Below are 20413 nucleotides of genomic sequence, written 5' to 3' on the forward strand. Positions count from 1 at the left end.
CCATGAAAACGCAAAATCCATTTGCAGAACTGAGTGGCGGGCGCTTACTACTTGCCGCGTTTGTGATCGCCCTTTCAAATTTTATGGTGGTACTGGATACCACCATTGCCAACGTATCTGTGCCTCATATCACTGGGAATCTTGCGGTTTCTAGTTCTCAAGGGACATGGGTCATTACTTCTTATGCCGTTGCGGAAGCGATCTGTGTCCCTTTAACAGGGTGGCTGGCAGGGCGCTTTGGTACGGTTCGCGTGTTTGTTTTTGGTCTGATTGGATTCACCATCTTTTCATTCCTGTGTGGTTTAGCCACATCCTTGGAAATGCTGGTATTTTTCCGTATCGGACAAGGTCTTTGTGGTGGGCCATTGATGCCACTGAGCCAAACGCTATTGATGCGGATTTTCCCACCTGAAAAACATGCGCAGGCAATGGGATTGTGGGCAATGACCACGGTGATTGGACCGATTCTTGGCCCGATCCTTGGCGGACTTATCAGTGACAATCTGTCTTGGCACTGGATTTTCTTTATCAATATTCCTGTGGGTATTTTCTGTGTTTTAGCAGCAATACGTCTGTTGTCGGTGGCTGAAACCGAAACTGAAAAACTGCGGATCGATGCGGTTGGTCTAGGCCTGTTGGTGCTTTGGATTGGCGCACTGCAATTAATGCTCGATCTGGGGCATGAACGTGACTGGTTTAATAGCAGCAGTATTATCATGCTGGCCTTGATTGCGGTGGTTGGCTTTATCGTGTTTATGATTTGGGAGCTGACGGAAAAGCATCCCGTGGTCAATCTGTATGTGTTCCGACATCGGGGCTTCGCCGTGTCAGTACTGGCGCTGGCCTTTGGCTTTGGTTCCTTCTTTGGCAGTATCGTGTTGATCCCGCAGTGGCTGCAAATCAATTTGGGTTATACCGCCACATGGGCAGGCTATCTCACTGCCACAATGGGCTTCGGTAGTCTGACCATGTCGCCAATTGTGGCCAAGCTATCAACCAAATATGACCCACGGGCCTTGGCCAGTTTTGGTTTAGCGCTGTTGGGTGTTGTGACCCTGATGCGTGCCTTCTGGGTCACAGATGCGGACTTTATGGCTTTGGCTTGGCCACAAATCTTGCAGGGCTTTGCGGTGCCATTCTTTTTTATTCCGCTGTCGAATATTGCAATGGGCTCAGTTTTGCCACAGGAAATGGCATCGGCTGCAGGTTTGATGAACTTCTTGAGAACCATGGCAGGGGCGATTGGTGCTTCAATTGCAGTCACCATTTGGGATGATCATGCCAAAGTGGCACGTAGTGAAATGGTGAATAACTTACATCCGCAAGAAGTGCAAAATACCTTATTGCAGAATGGATTCTCCTCTGATGCGACACTCGCCACGATTGCCAATCTCGTCGATAAAGAGGCGATTACTATGTCTGCCAATCATGTATTTATGCTGTTGGCGATCGTGTTTGTGTTTGCCAGTGCTTTGATCTGGATGAGTCCAAAGCCAAAAGGCAATACAGGTGGTATGCCGACTCACTAAAAAATCTGAACTAAAAGCACCTCTAAGTAGGTGCTTTTTTTATGTATAAAAATAGTGTTTTGGCTTGGAATTGATAGATTTTGCCTATTTTTATACAGACAAAGCGTGCCAGAATCCAGTTCAAAGCGATAAAGGTTGCATTGTAATCACAAGGAGGAACATTACTGGGCATAGTAGATAAAGCCTATAATCATTGAATATTATTAAAAGTTTATTTTTATCAAATATTAAAACCTTCACACCTGAAAATAAAGAAACTAGCATGACATTTGCATGGATAGGCAGGTATATATAATGGAGTTATCACGTGAATCATAGATATTCATTTCTTTTCAGCAGCTTATTGGCTGTTGGTGTATTACAGGGATGTGGAAATGACGCCTCATCAGATCAATCAGGCAAAGATTCAAATACAGGACAACCTTCAAAACCCAATCTGATTATTGATCAAGACCCTAGCAGTTGTAGCAAACTGGCACAGAATGGCTCGAGTGGCGTGGTGGGTTCCAATCAGAATGGTGATCCAGCAGCACCTGAAGGTGCGTCGGGTTATCGATTAAATAATACGGTGAAATATGCCGATAAATATATGGTGGTGGCGAACACGCCATTGGCAGTAAAGGCAGGCTGCGAAATTTTAAGGGCAGGTGGAAGTGCCGTCGATGCCGCAGTTGCTGTTCAAGCAGTATTGGGTTTAGTAGAACCACAATCAAGTACCATCGCGGGTAGCGGTTTTATGATGTATTACGATGCGAAAAGTAAAACCGTTACCGCATATGATGGGCGAGAGACTGCACCTGCTGCGGCCAATGAATACTATCTGATCCGACAAGATATACATGATCCTGCATCTCCTGCACCTGTGCCAAGTACCCGCCGTAGTGGGCGTTCGATTGGTGTTCCTGGGGTAATGCATTTATTGGAACAGGCACAACAGGAACATGGCAAACTGAAATGGGATCAGTTGTTTAATCAAGCCATTGATTTGGCCGATCATGGCTTTCGAATTCCTGGACGTCTAGCCGATGCGATTGCAAGTAATGCAGGTCATTTGGCCCTTGATGCTAATGCAGTCGCAACCTATTTCTATCCAGATGGCACACCGCGTAAAGTCGGTGAGACCATGACCAACAAAGCGTATGCCAAAACCCTTGAAGCACTCGCAACTCAAGGCGCAAAAGCCATGTACAGTGGGCCGATAGCACAGAATATTGTGGCGAAGGCGGGTCAAACGGTCGGGGATGATGCAGCTCGTACACCAATTACCCCAAGCTTAATGACTTTACAGGACTTATCTAATTATCAAGTTAAAAAACGAACGCCAATCTGTAGCACTTACCGTGATCGTTACTATGTCTGTACCATGCCACCGCCATCATCAGGTGGAATTGCAGTTGCACAAACGCTGGGCATTTTAGAAAATTTTGAGATGAGTAAATATCCACCGCAAAATCCAGAAAATGAGGGTGGGATCCCGGATGTTATGGGCGTGCATTTGGTTTCGGAAACAGAACGCTTGGCCTATGCAGACCGTGATAAATATGTTGCAGACACTGATTTTGTGCCATTACCAGCGAAAGGTATTGCGAGTCTGATTGATAAAAATTATTTAAAACAACGTGCTGCACTGATTAATCCGAACCAAAGTATGGGCGTCGCGCAGGCAGGTCAATTCGGCTCAAATGCAGGTGTTGATACGACAGTAGAGCATGGCACCACTCAGTTCACCATTGTTGATGCGTATGGCAATGTGGTTTCCATGACATCGACAGTTGAATCTAGTATGGGGTCATTCCATATGGTGGATGGCTTCTTGTTATCAAATCAATTAACTGATTTTAGTGCTAACCCTGTTGATCAAACAGGTGCATTGTTGGCGAATCGAGTCGAAGGTGGCAAACGTCCACGCAGTACCATGGCGCCCACTTTAGTGTTTAAAGGAACCACAGCAGATGAGTTTTATATGGCAACGGGTTCACCGGGTGGTGGGACCATTATCCAATATGTAGTCAAAACCTTGGTTGGTGCATTGGACTGGAACTTAAATGCACAGCAGGCGACTTCATTGGTGAACTTCGGTGCGACCAATAGCCCAAACACCAATATTGATAGCTCAAATGACCAGTTATCCTTGCTTGAATTGATTGAAGCTTTAAAAGCAAAAGGCCATGGTATTTCCAATACAGCACAAACCAGTGGTATTGCGACAATTATGAAAGTCAAAATTGATAATCAAAGCAAATATGCGGGTGGGGTCGATCCTCGCCGTGAAGGCATTGTGCTAGGTAATGGGGCGTTATAAGCCAAAATTAAGAAGCTGCCCTTGGGGTAGCTTTCTAAAACCAGCCCTTGAAAAAGCAAGTTCCGCAACAATATACGGTTATAAGCGCATATTTTGCTCGATGCTCAGAAATTAAGATTTAAATTCTAGTCATCTATGCTATGATTGCGCTGTACTTTGGGGATGTTCCTGGCTTCGACGCTGGTGATGAAACTCATAGATGCATGCCGAGAGCGCATTTCCTCTCGTAAATCAAATTTGCATTTTTTAGTCGCAAACGACGAATCATACGCTCTAGCTGCCTAAGGGCAGCTTGTCCGCCTCTCTGAATACTTGTGGTTAGAGAGTCCGACTGAAGCGCACGCACACAAGTCCGTATAAAGCCAAGCCTCGGGGCTTTGTACTAAACTTAGAGGATCGCGATTTGTACCCTGTTCGTCGGGTCACAAAGAGTTAAAACAGTAGACGATATCTAAGCATGTAGTATTCTCGGGCGTAGTGCTGGCGGACGCGGGTTCGACTCCCGCCATCTCCACCAAAATATTATTCGGGATTGTTCGATCCGATATAAAAAAGCCTTTAAGTTCAATACTTAAAGGCTTTTTTTATTTGCCTGTTTGTCCGATATTATCCGACTTGATTTGACCTTATTTTTGCCTTCTGTGGGTAATTATTGGGAAAATTTACCCAATTATTTGAGTCTCGATAAAGGGTAGATACAGATGAAGCTTACCGATACAGAATGCAGAAAAGCACAGCCAAAAGAAAAACGATATCGCCTTTCGGATGAGAATGGGCTATCACTTCTTGTGACACCATCCGGGCAAAAATACTGGAACATACGCTTTACTGTTCTTGGCGAGCGTAAGTCAGAGTCACTTGGTCCATATCCTGATATGAGTTTAAAGAACGCAAGGGAGCTTGCACTTGAACTGAAATACAAATATTCCAACTCAGTGTTGCACGAGGACATCAAGCCATTCTTTAAAGAGGTGGCTGAAGACTGGTTTGAGAACCAAAGAGAGACTTGGTCATCCAAACATATCAGTAATGTACGAGCATCTTTAGATGAGCTTTATATTGCTCTAGCCAATAAACGTATTAATCAAATTCAAGCACCTTTCAAAAAACTTAGTTCTCGATCGTTAATTTATCAGTCAACATTTGTCTAAAATGTACGACCAACGGCCGTAAATTAGCTTTATGCCAAACTGCCCAAAGTTGAGTGTTGTAGGACATCCATGGGAGTTCACGAAGTACCACACCATCAGGAACGTGATGTCTCAAACTGTGCTGAATTAAGGTGAGTCCTAAACCTGCTGCAACTAGACCTAAAGCAGTTAAAGGCGCCCCCGCTTCAAGTTTAATGTCTGGGGTAAAGCCAGCTTTGGCACAAGCACTAATAAAGTCATCACGTGAATGGGCATCTTCTTCATGAATGACAGAAATCCATGCAATACCATCAAGGTCACTTGCTTCCAGCTCAGTTTTATTTACTAACGGATGCTGTTCGGGTAAAGCAAGCAACATGCGATCATCTAAAACTTGGGTATAGCATAAATCTACATCAAGTTGGTCAGGTGGGTAATTAACCATCGCAATATCCAAACTACGTTGCTTTAATCCTTCAAACTGTGTTGAGCTGGTTTGATTATAGAGTGCAATATGTATATCAGGTCGAGAATCACGTAATGATTTCAAGGTATTTGACAGCACACCGGCATACATCGCATTTTCAATATAACCAATGCACAAACCCCCATCTTCACCACAACCTAAACGCCTCCCCAAGGATTCTAAGCGCTTGGCATGTGCTAATAACGCACGAGCTTCATCCAAGAAAATTTGTCCATCAGAAGTTAAACGAATACGCTGCTGATTTCGTTCAAATAGCATAAGCCCAAGCTTTTCTTCTAACTGAGCAATCTGACGGCTTAGTGGGGACTGGGAGATGTACAAGCGCTCAGCAGCACGGCCAACGTGTTCTTCTTCGGCAACCACCACAAAATACTTCAATTGGCGTAAATCAATCATGTAAGACCTTAAGGGACTCAAGTTAGTCGAATTATGTCCTATCATGTCAGAAGTGATCAAGTTATATTTTCCTCATCGCAAAGGCAGTCCGAAAAACTGCCACAGTTATTCGCTTAAGAACACTGTTCGAGAGCATAGATAAATTGAGGAAAATATCATGGCAATTAAACACTTACTTCCAGGAAAAATCGGGTTCGGTGGTGCACCACTAGGTAACATGTTCCGTAATATTCCTGAAGAAGAAGCTCAAGCAACAGTTCACGCCGCTTGGGACTTAGGTGTACGTTATTTTGATACCGCACCACTTTATGGTTCAGGTCTTTCAGAAATTCGTATGGGTGAAGCGCTATCTCAATACTCACGTGATGACTATGTACTGAGTACCAAAGTCGGCCGCATCATGTTGGATGAAGAAGAAGATACGGCATCACGTGACTTAGGCGATAAAGGTGGGATTTTTGAACATGGTTTAAAAAATAAAATCCTGAATGATTATTCAGCCGATGCAACTTACCGTTCAATTGAAGATAGCTTGAAGCGCTTAAAAACAGACCGTATTGATATTGTCTGGATTCATGATATCGCTCAAGACTTTTATGGTGATAGTTGGCTAGAACAATTCAACATTGCTCGTACAGGTGCTTTCCGAGTTCTAACCCGTTTACGCGAAGAAGGCGTCATTAAAGCATGGGGTTTAGGTGTTAACCGTGTTGAACCATGTGAATTGACTCTGGATTTAGCTGAAGCACAACCGGATGCATTCTTATTGGCAGGTCGTTATAGCTTGCTTGACCATGATCGTGCTTTACAACGTTTGATGCCAGAAGCATTCCACCAAAATGTAGATATTGTGGTTGGTGGTCCTTATAGCTCAGGTGTGTTGGCGGGCGGTGAACATTTTGAATATCAAAAAGCTTCATCAGAAATTTTGGATAAAGTTGCCAAGATTAACCAGATTGCACAACGTTATGGTGTAGATGTTAAAGCTGCTGCACTCCAGTTCTCTTTGGCAAACCCGGCTGTTGCTGCTGTGATTCCAGGTTCAAGCCGTCCAGGACGTATGGCAGAAGATTTAGCTGCGTTAGATCTACTTATTCCTGCTGCATTCTGGGATGAAATGCGTCGCCAAGGCCTTGTATCTGAATTTGCGCCTTTACCTATCCGTTAATTTATCAAGGAGGGCGATAGCCCTCCACAGTGAGTTTTTATCATGAAATTAGATCTTCAAAATAAGGTCGCCGTCGTAAGTGGTTCAACTTCTGGGATTGGTCTAGGTATTGCTAAAGGTCTAGCTTCTGCGGGTGCTACGGTTGTTATTGTTGGCCGTAAACAAGCTGGTGTAGATGAAGCAATTGCACATATTCGTCAAAGTATTCCAGAGGCAAGTCTACGTGGTGTTGAAGCAGATTTGACTACTGAACAAGGTACAGCAGCTTTATTTGCAGCTGAACCTCAGGCGGACATCGTAGTGAATAATCTGGGAATCTTTAATGATATTGATTTCTTTGAGGTGCCTGATGATGAGTGGATGCGCTTTTACCAAGTCAATGTCTTGTCTGGTGTACGCCTAGCCCGACATTATGCTTCATCAATGGTGAAGCAAGGTTGGGGCAGAATCATCTTTATTTCATCTGAGTCTGGCGTAGCCATACCAGGTGACATGATTAATTACGGCGTGACCAAAAGTGCCAATCTAGCAGTTTCACATGGTCTGGCTAAGCGTTTAGCAGGCACAGGAGTAACTGTAAATGCCATTTTGCCTGGGCCAACTTTTACTGACGGTCTAGAAAATATGCTGGCGGATGCCGCAGAAAAGGCAGGGCGTAGTACACGTGAACAAGCTGATGAGTTTGTTAAACAGTCTCGTCCAAGTTCAATTATTCAACGTGCAGCGGAAGTGGATGAAGTTGCCAACATGGTGGTCTATATCGCCTCACCACTTTCCTCTGCAACCTCGGGTGCCGCGTTACGCGTTGATGGCGGTGTGGTCGATACACTTGTTTAAGTTAACTAACTAATTTACTGAATATACGGAGAAAACTCATGGCTCATACTGTAGCTACTTTAGAAATCCCTGCTTCACCTGAACAAGTTTGGCAACTAATAGGTGGTTTTGACAGTCTGCCTGACTGGCTTCCATTTGTTGCAAAAAGTGAATTGAGCGAAGGCGCTCGTGTTCGTAGCTTGATTTTGGCAGATGGTGGCAATGTAATTGAACGTTTAGAGGCATTTAACCAACCAGAACGTACATACAGCTACTCAATTATTAAAGCACCTTTCCCAATTGTGGATTACCTATCGACAATCACTGTACTAGAAACAGATCGACCAAATGTTTCATTGGTAGAGTGGAAAGGGCAATTTACTCCTGTAAATGTAACTGATGAAGAAGTAATTGCTTTATTTACAAAAATTTATTCAGATGGTCTGAATGATTTAAGAAATAATTTCTAAGATTGTTAAATAAAATAAAGGGTCCAGAAGGTAGAAATTCTGGGCCCTATTTAATTTCCAATGACTTAGGATGGAAGTGGGTGACTTCACCTCAATTTAGATGAATTGGATGAGTTAAGGATTATTTATCTTTATACCCCTTGGCATTAATACTATCCGCACTTTATCGGCAAGGCTTTGTAACTTGCAGCTAAAGTGACCTGCGTATAGCAAACCAATATTTATTAAGTGGATTTGATATTACGAGATGGGATCAATTTGCAAGAGGCGATCAGGTGAGTCAAGCAAACGCATGACCTGAGCCATGCTCAGGATACTCAGAAAGCCAAAGGGTTAAAATTGGATAAATTTAAGTTGTATAAAATAAAATATAAATAAAACAATATTTTATTTGTTTTATTCAACTAATACCATCCCACCAAATACTTAGATCAAACTGAATCACATACGATCATAGTTGATAAAAAATAATTAAACTTTAATTGTTTAAATTTTATTTTCCTGTTTATCCGATATAATCTGACCTCATTTTTGCTTTTTAAGGGGCAGAATTGGAAATTTTGACTTTTAATATGCATATCTTGATTAAGATATAAACTCAAATCCTTTAGAATTTGAGTTTATTGATAACACCATCTGATCAATCTGAAGACAGAATGATAATCTAAAGATTATTAAAACAGACTAGAATGAATCAATCGTAATAAGGTTATCATAAGGCAATTTCCCAACTCTCGGGTAAGGTTGCGATGCTGATTTCCCAACAGCAATCATTAAACACACTACATGATCTTCAGGTAAGTTAATGAGCTTTGCCATCGCATCAAAGTCAAAACCATCCATAGGGCAACTGTCTAAACCATGTTCTTGAGCAAGTAACATCAAAGTTTGAGCAAAGATACCCGCACTACGCATAACTTCGTCACGTTGGGTTTGCGGGCGGTCACGGTAATATTGGTCAATTGCGCCAACCATAATATTTTGAACTTCTGGTGAAGCTCCATCCCATACATGTTTCGCATCAACTTCCCATGTACTGACTTTTGCACATAAAACAATCAATAATGATGATTCTGTAACTTGCGGCTGATCCCAGGCAATTGCTCTTATCTGCTTTCTTAATTCAACACTCTCAACCAACACAGGCCGCCAGTGCTGAAGGTTAAAGGCACTTGGTGCATTTTCCATGACACTGCTTAATAATTTCTTTTTATCTTCATCCAAGATTTTGAAATCTGGATCAAAGCGTTTAATGGCACGGCGTTGTTGAATTGCATCGATTACATTCATAAATTATATCCTTGAATTTTTTGGAAAAATTATTGGGGTTGATAACGAAGTGCGACTTCGCTTGAGGAAAAGTTAGGTAAAAGTTTTAAACGTGAATTTTGATAAGTTTTCCACAAATTTTCATCTTTTAAAACAGGTATTGTTATTGTTTCTCGTTTATCAAAGCCAATCAACGCTGCATCAACAAGTTGATCCACATCCATCATTGGAGGCATTTGACTGATATCGGCACCTGAACGTTCCCATATTGCCGTTTTTGTCGCAGAGGGGAGCACAGCCTGAATATAAACATTGGTTTCTTTGAGTTCTAAGCTCAGGCTTTGACTAAAAAATTCAACAAATGATTTACTTGCCCCGTAGACAGTCAGACCAAACTCTGGGGCAAGACCAACTACTGATCCAAGATTAATAATAGCACCCGTGTTTTGAGGGATTAATCTTTGTAGAATTGCGTGAGATAAGCGGACTAACGCTGAGATATTTAAAGAAATCAGTTTCTCAATTTGTTCTAAATCCTGTTCTAAAAACTGACCACTAACGCTAATTCCTGCGTTATTGACCAGTAGATTAATTTGAGGATCGGATTTGAGTCGGTTTTCAATTGATATTACATCTTCATTTTTAGATAAATCGACGGCTATCACTTCAACTTGGACGCCATATTGTTGTTGGATTTTTTGCGCGATTTGTTTCAAGCGGCTTTGATCTCTTGCTACTAGAATTAAATCATACCCGCGTTTTGCCAGACGATCTGCATAGACTGCACCAATACCTGAAGATGCGCCTGTTACCAGTGCTTTAGAATGTTTATTCATAATTGCTTCTCTTTAGATTACGATCATAATCTAAACCTGTATTTTTTTGATGTCAATCATAATCAATGTATAATCGAATTATTGCTATCCATGTTGAGCATTGCCAATGAAAGTGACCAAGACTAAGGTTAAAGAAAATCGTGAGAAGATTGTGACTAAGGCGACTGAGCTATTTAAAAGCAAAGGTTATGATGGCATTGGAATTGCTGAATTGATGTCCAGTGCAGGTTTCACACATGGCGGTTTTTATAAGCATTTCAGTTCTAAACTAGACCTAATTCAAATTAGTGTAAAAAATGGTGTTGAACAAGTTTTAAAACAAATTGATGGGCTAAGCTTGAAACAATTTATTCAACTATATGTTTCTAAGCAGCATCGAGATTATGCTGATCAGGGCTGTACTTTGGCCGCTTTATCCTGTGATGCGGCAAGGCAACCTGAGCAAGTTAAACAAGAGTTTGAAAGTGGTATCGAACATTTACTGCAATTTATTATGGCTGAACTTGCTAAACATTCTACTGATGAAAATGCTGAGCTCCGGAAAAAAGCGATTTATATCTTATCTACATCGGTTGGGGCAGTCGTATTGTCTCGAGCATGCCCTAATAATTCGAGTTTGTCAGATGAAATATTGTTAGACTGTAAAGAAGATTTAATAAAACTTATAGCTGAATAATATGAAGAAACTAATTTTAGTATGTTTAATGGGGTTTGCGGTAACAAATGCTTTTGCTCATTCAGGTGGTACTGATTCTTCAGACTGCCATACGAATAGTAAGACAGGGGATCATCACTGCCACTAATGGTAAAAGAAAAGGAAGCTTAGCTTCCTTTTCTTTTAAACGCAAAAACACTGGGCTTATGCACCTATATATAAAATCAAGCCACAGAATGCAGAAGCAAAAATCACATACATGACTTTGACTTCAAAATGGAACAAGGCGATGAATGCTGCAATTGCAATGAATGTGGCTTCATAGTTGAAAGGATGGTTGAATCCATTAGGCCATAAAACATGATAGCTGAAGAAAAGTGCGAGATTTAAAATTACTCCTACTACAGCAGCAGTGATTGCTGTTAATGGTGCAGTAAATTTCAACTCATTATGAGTTGATTCAATCACTGGGGCGCCAGCTAGAATGAAAATGAAAGAAAATAGAAACGTAAACCAAGTAACAATGACAGCACCTAAGGCACCTGCTAAAAATACATGATCACTTCCTAAAAGTGCATGATTGAAGCCACCTAAAAATCCGACAAATGCAACAACCATAATCAGTGGGCCAGGTGTACTTTCACCTAGTGCTAAACCATCGATCATTTGTGTTGGACTCAACCAACCATAAAAATTTACAGCACTTTGATACACGTAAGGTAATACTGCATAAGCCCCACCAAATGTTAACAGTGCAGCCTTCGTGAAGAACCAAGCCATTTGTGTATAGGCATGATCCCATCCCAAGGTAAGAGTCAAACCTATAATGGGTGTAAACCATAAAATTGCACCGATAAATAAAATTTTTCCTAAGTGCTTCCAACTAAATATGGCATGTTCTGGGGTTGGAGTATCATCATCAATCAATGCTGGACCATAATCTTTTTTACCTTGTTGATGTGAACCTCCACCCGTAAAAAAGCTTGGATATTTTTTACTTGCCAAGTATCCAATGATTGCAGCGCTTAGAACAATTAAGGGAAACGGAAGGTTAAAGAAAAAGATAGCAACGAATGCAAGTGCAGCAATTGCCCATAAAAATTTATTCTTTAATGATCGGCTGCCAATTCGGTAAGTTGCATGAAAGACAATAGCAACTACAGCAGGTTTAATTCCATAAAAGAGCCCAGCAATAATAGGAACATCACCAAACTTTACATAGACCCATGAGAGCGCGATCAGGATAAATAAAGAGGGTAAAACGAATAAGACACCCGCAACAATACCACCTATAGTCCTGTGCATTAACCAACCTATGTAGGTTGCTAATTGTTGAGCTTCAGGTCCGGGTAATAACATGCAGTAGTTGAGAGCGTGTAAGAAACGTTTTTCAGAAATCCAACGTTTTTGTTCAACAAGTTCTTGGTGCATGACAGCGATTTGCCCCGCTGGACCACCAAAACTAATAAATCCCAATTTAAGCCAAAATAAGAAGGCTTGCCAAAAATGAACTGGCTGTGCTGGCTCATCGGGTGCAGCGGCTTGTTCTTGTTCCATGATTATTCTCTTGATAGGTTGGCATATAAGCCATCGAAAATGTGATTCGATAATGCAAATAATTGATCATCGTCACTTATCTGACTTCGAATTCCTTGAATAACTTTTTCAATACCGATCGCTTCGGGAGGCTCAATTCCACCTACATCTAGGTAATGAACAATTTCAGCGATTTTCTTTAATGCGGGTGTTTCTAGATCAAAACTATGTAAAAGAACTTCGAAGGTCACCCAATGATTGATATGACTGAAAGTTGCACCATCAAAATCGAATCCAAATGCTTCTTTGGGGCAGTCACTTGGTGTTTCTAACCAAATGAATGTTGGTGAGGTATCAATAAATGTCTTTATTAGCCATGCAGAGGCTAAGCGATCAATCCAAGGTCTTTTACGAGTTGCCCAAGTTCTGTTTTGATAACTAGCTTTATCTAGAAGTTGAATATGAGCTTGTATTGCTAAAGGTTCATTCAATTCACCAAGACGTGCAATTGAAAGTTCTAAAGAGGAAAGCTCATTTAAAACCTGTGCTTGAGTTTCATCGGGGTAGTAGTCAATTTCTACAAGCGCATCGATACTTTTTCTTAATTTCCGGATTTGCTTGAGCAGCTCTTTCTTTTCATCTTTGGTCTGCCGATCTCTTAATTCAGACAGTTGTTTATAGAGAGCATCGTATTCTTCTTTCCGACTGAAAAAAGGAGCAAGCTCAAGATTTAAGGGTTGCTCTGCATGAAAGATATAAGCAGTTCCTTGTTCTGAAATAACATCATTAGCAATAGGTTCAAACTTTGCACTATGAGTAATAGGGAGCAAATAGACGCCATCTCTTAGAATTGCTGCGCCGCTTGCTTTGAGAGATCGCCAGACTCTCATACGAGTGGTTGTGTTCTGCGTAGGCAATGAGGATATGAGTAAGGATATTTTCATGTTATATACTTAACTTATTTGTTTAATATATTACATATAAAAACTTAAAACATATATACGAAGAATAGATTTCTAATTTTGAAAAATGATTAAGCAAAGTCATTTCTTTATTAGGTGTTGTGAAAACAACACTGATTTAAAAAAATGATGAAATATAAACAATAACTTGATTATAATTTTTACTAAAGTATTGAAAATTATAAATAATTAATGTTGGCATAAAAGCTGCTCAATACAAGTGATATGAAATTGGAAATATCCTAAGGAATACCTATGTCACTTGTTATCGATAAAAAAGAAAATTCTAAAGAATTTGTGAAAAGCACTTTATCTGAAATCTGGGTCACTCGATGTCCAGTCCCAACGGCAACAGGGATCTCACTTAAACGTGGGACACTGATTGAAAAGTTTGAACAGCATGGTATTGATGTTGCTGTTTTACAAGATGCGCGCAAAGGTCTATCTGTTCATCATTTTGATCATCAACTGCCAGCATTATTCCGTGAAGGCGGAAATGTTCCAGCATTAGCTGCTCGTTCTGAAGGTGCTCCAAGTCGACTCATTGGTTTGACATGGATTGATGAATGGCAGGTAATTATTGTTCGCCCTGATTCTGAAATCAGCAAGCCAGAGCATTTAAAAAATGTAAAAGTTGCTTTACCTGAATATGCAGACAAACGGGCAGGTAGCATTTTTAGAGCGATGTCTTTACAGGGTATTCGAGGTGCTTTGCAACTCGCAAATTTAACCTTCCGTGATGTGGATTTTATTGAAGTCCCTGAACGAGCGGAATCGAATACACAACAACGTGATGCCAGTACCTATTGGTCTGGATTAGATGCGTTAATCACCGGTGAAGTTGATGCTGTTTATGTAAAAGGAGCATCTGCTGTTGAAGCAGCGACAAAACGTGGTTTAAAAGTTGGGATTGATTTGGATCAATTTGAAGATGTGACCTCCCGTGTAAACAATGGTACGCCTCGTCCAATTACCGTACATGAAGATTTGTTAAAAGATCACTTTGATGTCGTCGTTGATTTTCTGGAAGAGCTGTTTGATACCGCAGATTGGGCTCAAGATCATTTAGATGAAGTGCTGGTTATTCTTGAAGATGAAACGATTGCAGGCGCAGAGAGTGTCGCGACAGCCTACCGTAATAATTTTCATAAGTCTTTACATCCATCACTAAGTGAAGAGCGTTTAGAGCTTTTAAGACAACAAAAAGATTTCCTTTGGTTACATGGTTTTCTCGAGCGTGATGTCGATATTAATACTTGGGTCGACCACCGTCCTTTGCTCGAAGTTTTAAAGCGCCGCCAAAATAAGCAATTTTAATAGGATATTGATCATGACAACACTTATTCAAACTCCACTTTCTCCTGAACTCAATGACTTTATCGAATTGAATCGTGAAAAAGCTGAATTTGCTTTTGAAGTATTCCGTGAAACAAGAACAATCACGGCAAATGGAACGGTTAATTTTGTTGAACGTGGACCTGATAATACCTTAGTCACTTTTAACTATGCAGGACCTTGGTCTAAAGATAAAAAAAGCAAAGTACTTGTGGAGACAATTGATGGTGAAGTTTTATTGGGAAGAAAAAATGCAGGTGGGCGTTATAACAAACTTTTTCGCGAGCATGCAGATGTCACCACAATATCTCATGTACACGCGCCGAATTTAGGGGCTTGGGCGCAAACACATCGGACCTTACCGATTCGTTATGTGCCTGTTCAGCGCTTTCATTTATTTAAAGAACTACCAATTTATATTGATCGCCGTCAAGCAGAAGTAGATTTCATTTTAGATCAACTCAAAGTTGATATCGAACATCGAGCAATTTTAGAAGCCAACGGAGGTGCAACCGTATGGGGACGTCAAGGATTACAAGAAACAGCTGAATTTATCTTGTTACTTGAGGAGGGTGCGCAGATTCAGCTACTTGCTGAATTAGCTGGGGGAAGCCGTGAATACGGACAGGGTGTTTTACACCAGCAATGGCGAATGAGTGGTTTAACCGATAAAGCGAAGTCGCTTGGATTACTTCCACTTCATTAGAAATCTGATTCAAATATAAATATAGAGAATACTATGGCTGTAAAACTTTTATGGTATCTCACTTCTCCGGATGGACCATATCCTTGGTTGGAATCTGGGCGGTGGGATACCGATTATGAACACTTGCAACAGATTGCGATTACTGCGGATCGACTTGGTTTTTACGGTTCACTTATGGGTACCAGCGAGTATGAAACACTTGCTGTTGCTGCAAGTTTAATTCCATTTACTGAACGTTTAAAGTTTCTAGTTGCCCAACATCCTGGAGAAGTCCAGCCAGCAGTATTGGCAAAATATGCGCAAACTTTTGATGCATTTTCTAAAGGGCGTTTGTTATTTAATGTCGTCAATGGAAATGATAAGGGTTTGGCAGCTTTAGGTATTCACTATACTCATGATGAGCGTTATGACTTTAGCAAGGAATACTGGACAGCATTTCAGCAAAACTATTTAGGAGATAGGTCTGGATTTGAGGGGGAATTTATTCAAATTGCTCCACGTCTAGAAAGTGGATCTCCTATGTCCAAATGGAGTGGTCCAACTCAAAAGCAGGGTGTTCCTTTATGGGGAGCTGGAACTTCTGCCAAAGGCGTTCAGCATTCTGTTGAATTACTCGATGTGTATTTAAGTTTTGCGAATACGCCACCGCTGCTTGGAGAAAAGTTTAGTAAAGTTGCCGCTGAGGCGGCAAAAATTAGGCGTACTTTAGAGTTTGGTACTCGATTGCAAATTATTGTTCGAGAAACAGAAGATGAGGCTTGGCAGTATGCTCAGTCATTACTCGACAAGCTTGATATCAATTATGCAATCGAAGCTGTTAAACGGCAGCTTCCTCCCAATGAAACTTTTGAGAGTTATCAAAGCCCAAATCCGATCGTTCAAAGGAATCTCACTTTGTTACGACATGGGGTATTACCTCGTGCCAAAGACTTTGAAATTTACCCGAATGTTTGGACTGGGCCATCTTTATTTGGTTTTGATATTTTAAACCCAGCAGCAGGTACTGCCTTGGTTGGCAGTGCTGAAAATATTGCTGAAAGGATTAAAGAATACGAAAGCTATGGTGTATCTGCTTTTATTTTATCTGGTTTCCCTTTAATTGGAGAAGCCTATCGCGTAGCTGATTTATTGTTCCCGTTATTAGAGCTCGATCATGGTTTTGAGTTACCTAAGCTCAATAAAAATTCATCCATTGATTCTCTCTTGAATCAAGAAATCGTAGTTTAAGGGAGAAAACATGAACAAAATTACACGTCGAGAACTGATTAAGCAGACTGGATTGGGGGTTGGAGCTGTTGCTGCAATTAGCCTGATAGGATGTTCTAAAACTGACTCTTCATCTTCTGAGAGTGCTAATGCTAGTAATACTCAAAATGATATTCCGAAAAAAGGCGGTGTGATCAAAATTGGAGTAATCAATGGCAATCAAGCAGGTAATTTAGACGCGCACAAGCCTATTGGTATGTCTAGTGCATTCAGAGGTTGGCCTTTATATGCAAAATTATGGGAATGGGGTAGAGATATCCAGCCCAAACTCGCACTTGCTGAATTTGCGGAGCCGAATAATGATGGGACGAAATGGACCATTCGCTTAAAAAAAGGACTCGAATTTCATCATGGTAAAACGATTACTGCTGATGATGTTATTTTCTCCTTACGCCGTTTGACGGACCCTAAACTCGCTTCTCCATTTGCAGCCTATCTTTATTCTTTGCAAAGGAATGAGATTAAAAAGCGAGATGAATACACAGTTGAGATTCCTTTTACTCAAGGAAAAGGGTTGGTTGCTTTACCTGAGGCATGGATGAGTTGGGGAGGCATCGTTCCTACAGATTATGACCCAGTTAAAAATGTCGTAGGAGCAGGTCCCTTTAAGCTTGACAGTTTTACACCAGGCCAGCGTTCACGCTTTGTCCGTTTTGAAAATTACTGGAAAGAAAATAGGCCTTATGCTGATGCAATAGAAATCATTGATTTTAAAGATCAGACAGGGCGTCTTGCTGCTTTGCAATCTGGTCAAATTGACATTGCTTCAGGTGTAAGTGCCGAGCATATTTCTTTAATTCAAGCCAATAAACGATTGAATCTAGTTTCTTCTGAAACAGATGCTTGGCAATCTTTTGATATGAATACCTCAAAAGCACCTTTCAATGATCCTCGAGTACGTCAAGCTTTTAGATTGATTGCCAATAGAGATGATTTGGTTAAAAGGGCTTTAGCTGGTCAAGGACGAGTTGCAAATGATCTCTATTCCTTTAGTGATCCCGTGTATGACCACAGTATTCTACAGCGTAAGCAAGATTTAAATAAAGCTAAGGCATTGTTAAAAGAAGCTGGTTTTAGCAATAGCTTGGCGGTTGATTTGTATACAGGTCCAGATAGCAATGCCGCATTGGTTTTTGCTCAGCATGCGGCTCAGGCTGGTGTTATTGTTAATGTTAAACAGGTTGAAGCTGCCACCTTTGCTGATGCTGTAAAACAAGATTGGGCATTTAGTACAGGTTCAAACGTTTCACGACCTTTTTTATTAACCGTTTTGCAAATTGATGGGCCTGGTGCGGCAAATAATAAAACTCGATTTAACAATGAACGTTTTACTGAATTGGTTCATACAGCATTACAACAGCCTGATTTGGAAAAACGCAAAGTTCTCATTCATGAAGCACAGCATATTCAACATGAGCAAGGTGGTTTGCTCATTTGGGGTTTTAATAATGTACTCGATGCACATTCTGGCCAAATTGGTGGCGTAACACCCGATCGCACAGGCTTTGCAGCGTGGCGTACAGATGAATTTTGGCGTAGGGGGTGACCGCTATGACAACGCAATCCAGCAATATAGAGACAGCCATTTCACATCAAACAATGACGAGATCATTTGAAATACCAGCATGGTTACCTTGGTTTTTCACACGGTTGTTGTCAGGTGTATTGGTTGTATTTGTGATTAGTCTCATTGTATTTATTGCCACACAAGCACTCCCATCTGATCCGGCTCGCGTCATTTTGGGCCCAGAAGCACCAGAAGCGACGGTTCAAATACTTCGTGAACAATTGGGCCTGAACGATCCAATATTGATTCAATACTGGCATTGGCTGAGTCAATTATTGCAAGGTAATTTTGGCCGTTCGATTGATTCAAATGTACCTGTTGTACAGATTGTTCAGAATTATTTTGGTAACACCGTTGCATTAACGATCTTAGTTATTGTCATTACAGTACCACTTTCTGTGGTACTGGGAGTGTGGCTGTCACTCCGTCGAGATAGCAAACTAGATCGTATTATTGTTTCTAGCTCTATTCTATTCAAGGCTGTTCCAGGATTTGTGATTGCAATCTGGTTAATGATGTTTTTCTCAACCTCAATCCTGCACATATTGCCAGCTGCATCCTTGTTGATTCCAGAGCAGTCAGCTTTTAGCCAAATAGAGTTTTTAGTTTTACCGATTTTAACTTTGGCCTTATCGCTTATTCCATATTTGATGCGTTTAGTTCGTGGTTCCATGATTGATGCACTTGAGTCGGACTATGTGACCTCTGCACGATTACGTGGTATTCCTGAGCGACGGATCATATGGAAACATGTTTTACCAAATGCATTGGTGCCCGTGGTGCAGGGAACAGCATTAACGATACGGGTTTTGCTGAGTGGTGCTCTCATTATTGAAGTGGTTTTCAGTTATCCCGGTATTGGTAATGCACTCAATGCTGCAATTGAATTAAGAGATATCCCGACCATTCAAGCAATTGTTTTATTGCTGACCATTTGTGTAGTAGTCGTTAATTTAATTGCAGATTTAATCACGACCTTACTCACACCAAAAATACGAACAGCCAAAAGACATAAAGCTCGTTCGCCAGGCCGTCGTCAGGCATTACGTTTATGGAAGTCGGGTCGACCAATTACGGTAAAACCTGTTGACCGCCGTAATGCGTTAAAGAACATTCAGCAAGGAGGTGGGAAATGAGCTCACTTCATTGGTACCAAAGAAATTTTTTTCAAACATTAATTCGTGAAAGACAAGTACGTTTTGGATTTGTAGTCACGACCTTAGTGTTGATTTTTGCATTGGTTGGACCGTTCTTGGTTCCCTTTGAGCCCACTGCTTTGATCGGCATGACATATGGTCCGCCTGAAGGAAAATCGTTTCTTGGATATGATTATATTGGTCATGATGTGTGGTCGCGTGTACTTTCTGGTGGGGCTTCTATTATTTGGATGACACTGGCTGCCAGTTTGGTTGCATTAATTATTGGCTCTAGTTTAGGCATATTCGCTGCTTTTGCTCGAAATAAGATTGATCAGTTCGTGACTTGGTTTACAGATGTTTTTATGGCCTTTCCGGATCTTATATTGGTTTTGCTTATCGTTTCAATGTTAGGTCGGGAACCTTGGCTCATTGTTTTAACGGTTTCAATTGCTTTTATTCCTGGCGTAGTGCGTCTTGCGCGAAGCGTTGCACTTAATCTGGTGGAACAAGAATATATCGAAGCAGCCAGAATTCTCGGGTACTCAAAAACCTATATTTTATTTCGTGAAATTTTACCCAACATGCTGACGCCTTTACTAATCCATCTTGGTGTGATGCTGACATGGGCTGTAGGTATGTTATCTGGTTTGGCTTTTCTTGGTTATGGTGTGGCACCTCCAGCAGCAGATTGGGGACTCATGATTAATGAAAATCGCGCTGGTTTATTGGTGCAGCCGTGGGCGGTATTTGCTCCTGTCATCTTAATTGCTTTGTTTGCGCTCGGAACGAATGTATTGGCTGAGGGCGTTGGACGTGCAGCAGCTCGGATTGAGGAAAAATAAGC

At 41.1% G+C, this 20413-nt stretch carries 18 protein-coding genes, 1 other RNA gene and 1 pseudogene; 15 read left to right on the plus strand and 5 right to left on the minus strand.

The window, feature by feature from the left end:
• Positions 1–2 precede the first annotated feature (2 nt).
• From F885_RS04845 to F885_RS04835, 4 genes and pseudogenes are all read left to right on the plus strand, one after another.
• Positions 3–1529, plus strand: coding sequence for a DHA2 family efflux MFS transporter permease subunit (locus tag F885_RS04845; protein WP_005321489.1), 1527 nt, complete (start codon positions 3–5; stop codon positions 1527–1529).
• A gap of 307 nt (positions 1530–1836) precedes the next feature.
• Entirely contained in the window at positions 1837–3831 is a 1995-nt protein-coding gene (gene ggt / locus F885_RS04840; protein ID WP_005321491.1) for a gamma-glutamyltransferase, read from the plus strand.
• A gap of 158 nt (positions 3832–3989) precedes the next feature.
• Positions 3990–4348: a transfer-messenger RNA gene (gene ssrA / locus F885_RS20780) on the plus strand.
• A 184-nt stretch (positions 4349–4532) separates the two neighbouring features.
• A pseudogene (locus tag F885_RS04835) lies at positions 4533–4952 on the plus strand (Arm DNA-binding domain-containing protein); the annotation flags it as partial.
• On the opposite strand, the gene F885_RS04830 reads toward F885_RS04835, so the two are convergent.
• A complete protein-coding gene (locus F885_RS04830) occupies positions 4942–5844 on the minus strand; it encodes a LysR substrate-binding domain-containing protein (protein WP_005205366.1) in 903 nt (300 codons plus the stop codon). The pseudogene F885_RS04835 and the gene F885_RS04830 sit on opposite strands and share 11 nt — an antisense overlap.
• Positions 5845–6001: 157 nt before the next feature.
• Here F885_RS04830 and F885_RS04825 point away from each other — a divergent pair, with 157 nt between their 5' ends.
• Genes F885_RS04825 through F885_RS04815 form a run of 3 tightly spaced genes read left to right on the plus strand, consistent with a single transcriptional unit; the run spans position 6002 to position 8298 of the window.
• Positions 6002–7012: an aldo/keto reductase gene (locus F885_RS04825; protein ID WP_005205364.1), complete on the plus strand. Its 1011-nt coding sequence runs from the start codon at positions 6002–6004 to the stop codon at positions 7010–7012.
• A 42-nt stretch (positions 7013–7054) separates the two neighbouring features.
• On the plus strand, positions 7055–7849 hold the full coding sequence (locus tag F885_RS04820) for an SDR family NAD(P)-dependent oxidoreductase (protein ID WP_005205362.1): 795 nt from the start codon (positions 7055–7057) through the stop codon (positions 7847–7849).
• A gap of 38 nt (positions 7850–7887) precedes the next feature.
• Entirely contained in the window at positions 7888–8298 is a 411-nt protein-coding gene (locus tag F885_RS04815) for an SRPBCC family protein (RefSeq protein WP_005205361.1), read from the plus strand.
• A gap of 684 nt (positions 8299–8982) precedes the next feature.
• Here the strand turns inward: F885_RS04815 and F885_RS04810 are convergent.
• Complete coding sequence (locus F885_RS04810; protein WP_005205358.1) at positions 8983–9588, minus strand: nitroreductase family protein; 606 nt, start codon at positions 9586–9588, stop codon at positions 8983–8985.
• A 29-nt stretch (positions 9589–9617) separates the two neighbouring features.
• Positions 9618–10403 carry an SDR family NAD(P)-dependent oxidoreductase gene (locus tag F885_RS04805; RefSeq protein WP_005321497.1) on the minus strand — a complete coding sequence of 262 codons (786 nt, stop codon included), beginning with the start codon at positions 10401–10403 and terminating at the stop codon, positions 9618–9620.
• 106 nt (positions 10404–10509) lie between these two features.
• Between F885_RS04805 and F885_RS04800 the strand changes: the two genes are divergently transcribed.
• Both F885_RS04800 and F885_RS20910 read left to right on the plus strand, forming a co-directional pair.
• Positions 10510–11079: a TetR/AcrR family transcriptional regulator gene (locus F885_RS04800; RefSeq protein ID WP_005321500.1), complete on the plus strand. Its 570-nt coding sequence runs from the start codon at positions 10510–10512 to the stop codon at positions 11077–11079.
• A gap of 28 nt (positions 11080–11107) precedes the next feature.
• Positions 11108–11206, plus strand: a complete 99-nt coding sequence (locus F885_RS20910) for a YHYH domain-containing protein (RefSeq protein WP_225761718.1) — start codon at positions 11108–11110, stop codon at positions 11204–11206.
• Between the two features lie 56 nt (positions 11207–11262).
• On the opposite strand, the gene chrA is transcribed toward F885_RS20910, so the two are convergent.
• On the minus strand, positions 11263–12615 hold the full coding sequence (chrA, locus tag F885_RS04795; RefSeq protein WP_005321502.1) for a chromate efflux transporter: 1353 nt from the start codon (positions 12613–12615) through the stop codon (positions 11263–11265).
• Positions 12616–12617: 2 nt separating this feature from the next.
• Positions 12618–13538 (minus strand): chromate resistance protein ChrB domain-containing protein, encoded by a 921-nt coding sequence (locus F885_RS04790; protein WP_005321504.1) that lies wholly within the window; start codon positions 13536–13538, stop codon positions 12618–12620.
• Positions 13539–13811: 273 nt separating this feature from the next.
• Between F885_RS04790 and F885_RS04785 the strand changes: the two genes are divergently transcribed.
• From F885_RS04785 to F885_RS04760, 6 genes are read left to right on the plus strand one after another with little or no spacing between them, the layout of a single operon-like run.
• Complete coding sequence (locus tag F885_RS04785) at positions 13812–14873, plus strand: ABC transporter substrate-binding protein (RefSeq protein ID WP_004655068.1); 1062 nt, start codon at positions 13812–13814, stop codon at positions 14871–14873.
• Positions 14874–14886: 13 nt separating this feature from the next.
• Positions 14887–15597: a class II aldolase/adducin family protein gene (locus F885_RS04780; protein WP_004805243.1), complete on the plus strand. Its 711-nt coding sequence runs from the start codon at positions 14887–14889 to the stop codon at positions 15595–15597.
• A 33-nt stretch (positions 15598–15630) separates the two neighbouring features.
• Complete coding sequence (locus F885_RS04775) at positions 15631–16824, plus strand: LLM class flavin-dependent oxidoreductase (RefSeq protein ID WP_005321512.1); 1194 nt, start codon at positions 15631–15633, stop codon at positions 16822–16824.
• 10 nt (positions 16825–16834) lie between these two features.
• Entirely contained in the window at positions 16835–18409 is a 1575-nt protein-coding gene (locus F885_RS04770) for an ABC transporter substrate-binding protein (protein WP_005321513.1), read from the plus strand.
• 5 nt (positions 18410–18414) lie between these two features.
• Positions 18415–19566, plus strand: coding sequence for an ABC transporter permease (locus tag F885_RS04765; protein ID WP_005321514.1), 1152 nt, complete (start codon positions 18415–18417; stop codon positions 19564–19566).
• Entirely contained in the window at positions 19563–20411 is an 849-nt protein-coding gene (locus F885_RS04760) for an ABC transporter permease (RefSeq protein ID WP_005321515.1), read from the plus strand. The genes F885_RS04765 and F885_RS04760 overlap by 4 nt, the downstream gene beginning before the upstream one ends.
• Positions 20412–20413 lie beyond the last annotated feature (2 nt).

It is taken from the genome of Acinetobacter higginsii, assembly GCF_000369845.1.
Taxonomy (GTDB): Bacteria; Pseudomonadota; Gammaproteobacteria; order Pseudomonadales; family Moraxellaceae; genus Acinetobacter; species Acinetobacter higginsii.

Bases quoted from the DNA above. Each gene is read 5' to 3' on its own strand.
- F885_RS20910 (WP_225761718.1), top strand. From the start codon at position 11,108: ATGGGGTTTGCGGTAACAAATGCTTTTGCTCATTCAGGTGGTACTGAT.
- F885_RS04805 (WP_005321497.1), bottom strand. From the start codon at position 10,403: ATGAATAAACATTCTAAAGCACTGGTAACAGGCGCATCTTCAGGTATT.
- F885_RS04785 (WP_004655068.1), top strand. From the start codon at position 13,812: ATGTCACTTGTTATCGATAAAAAAGAAAATTCTAAAGAATTTGTGAAA.
- F885_RS04765 (WP_005321514.1), top strand. From the start codon at position 18,415: ATGACAACGCAATCCAGCAATATAGAGACAGCCATTTCACATCAAACA.
- F885_RS04820 (WP_005205362.1), top strand. From the start codon at position 7,055: ATGAAATTAGATCTTCAAAATAAGGTCGCCGTCGTAAGTGGTTCAACT.
- F885_RS04790 (WP_005321504.1), bottom strand. From the start codon at position 13,538: ATGAAAATATCCTTACTCATATCCTCATTGCCTACGCAGAACACAACC.
- F885_RS04770 (WP_005321513.1), top strand. From the start codon at position 16,835: ATGAACAAAATTACACGTCGAGAACTGATTAAGCAGACTGGATTGGGG.
- F885_RS04830 (WP_005205366.1), bottom strand. From the start codon at position 5,844: ATGATTGATTTACGCCAATTGAAGTATTTTGTGGTGGTTGCCGAAGAA.
- F885_RS04775 (WP_005321512.1), top strand. From the start codon at position 15,631: ATGGCTGTAAAACTTTTATGGTATCTCACTTCTCCGGATGGACCATAT.
- F885_RS04760 (WP_005321515.1), top strand. From the start codon at position 19,563: ATGAGCTCACTTCATTGGTACCAAAGAAATTTTTTTCAAACATTAATT.
- F885_RS04815 (WP_005205361.1), top strand. From the start codon at position 7,888: ATGGCTCATACTGTAGCTACTTTAGAAATCCCTGCTTCACCTGAACAA.
- F885_RS04810 (WP_005205358.1), bottom strand. From the start codon at position 9,588: ATGAATGTAATCGATGCAATTCAACAACGCCGTGCCATTAAACGCTTT.
- F885_RS04780 (WP_004805243.1), top strand. From the start codon at position 14,887: ATGACAACACTTATTCAAACTCCACTTTCTCCTGAACTCAATGACTTT.
- F885_RS04825 (WP_005205364.1), top strand. From the start codon at position 6,002: ATGGCAATTAAACACTTACTTCCAGGAAAAATCGGGTTCGGTGGTGCA.
- F885_RS04845 (WP_005321489.1), top strand. From the start codon at position 3: ATGAAAACGCAAAATCCATTTGCAGAACTGAGTGGCGGGCGCTTACTA.
- F885_RS04800 (WP_005321500.1), top strand. From the start codon at position 10,510: ATGAAAGTGACCAAGACTAAGGTTAAAGAAAATCGTGAGAAGATTGTG.
- chrA (WP_005321502.1), bottom strand. From the start codon at position 12,615: ATGGAACAAGAACAAGCCGCTGCACCCGATGAGCCAGCACAGCCAGTT.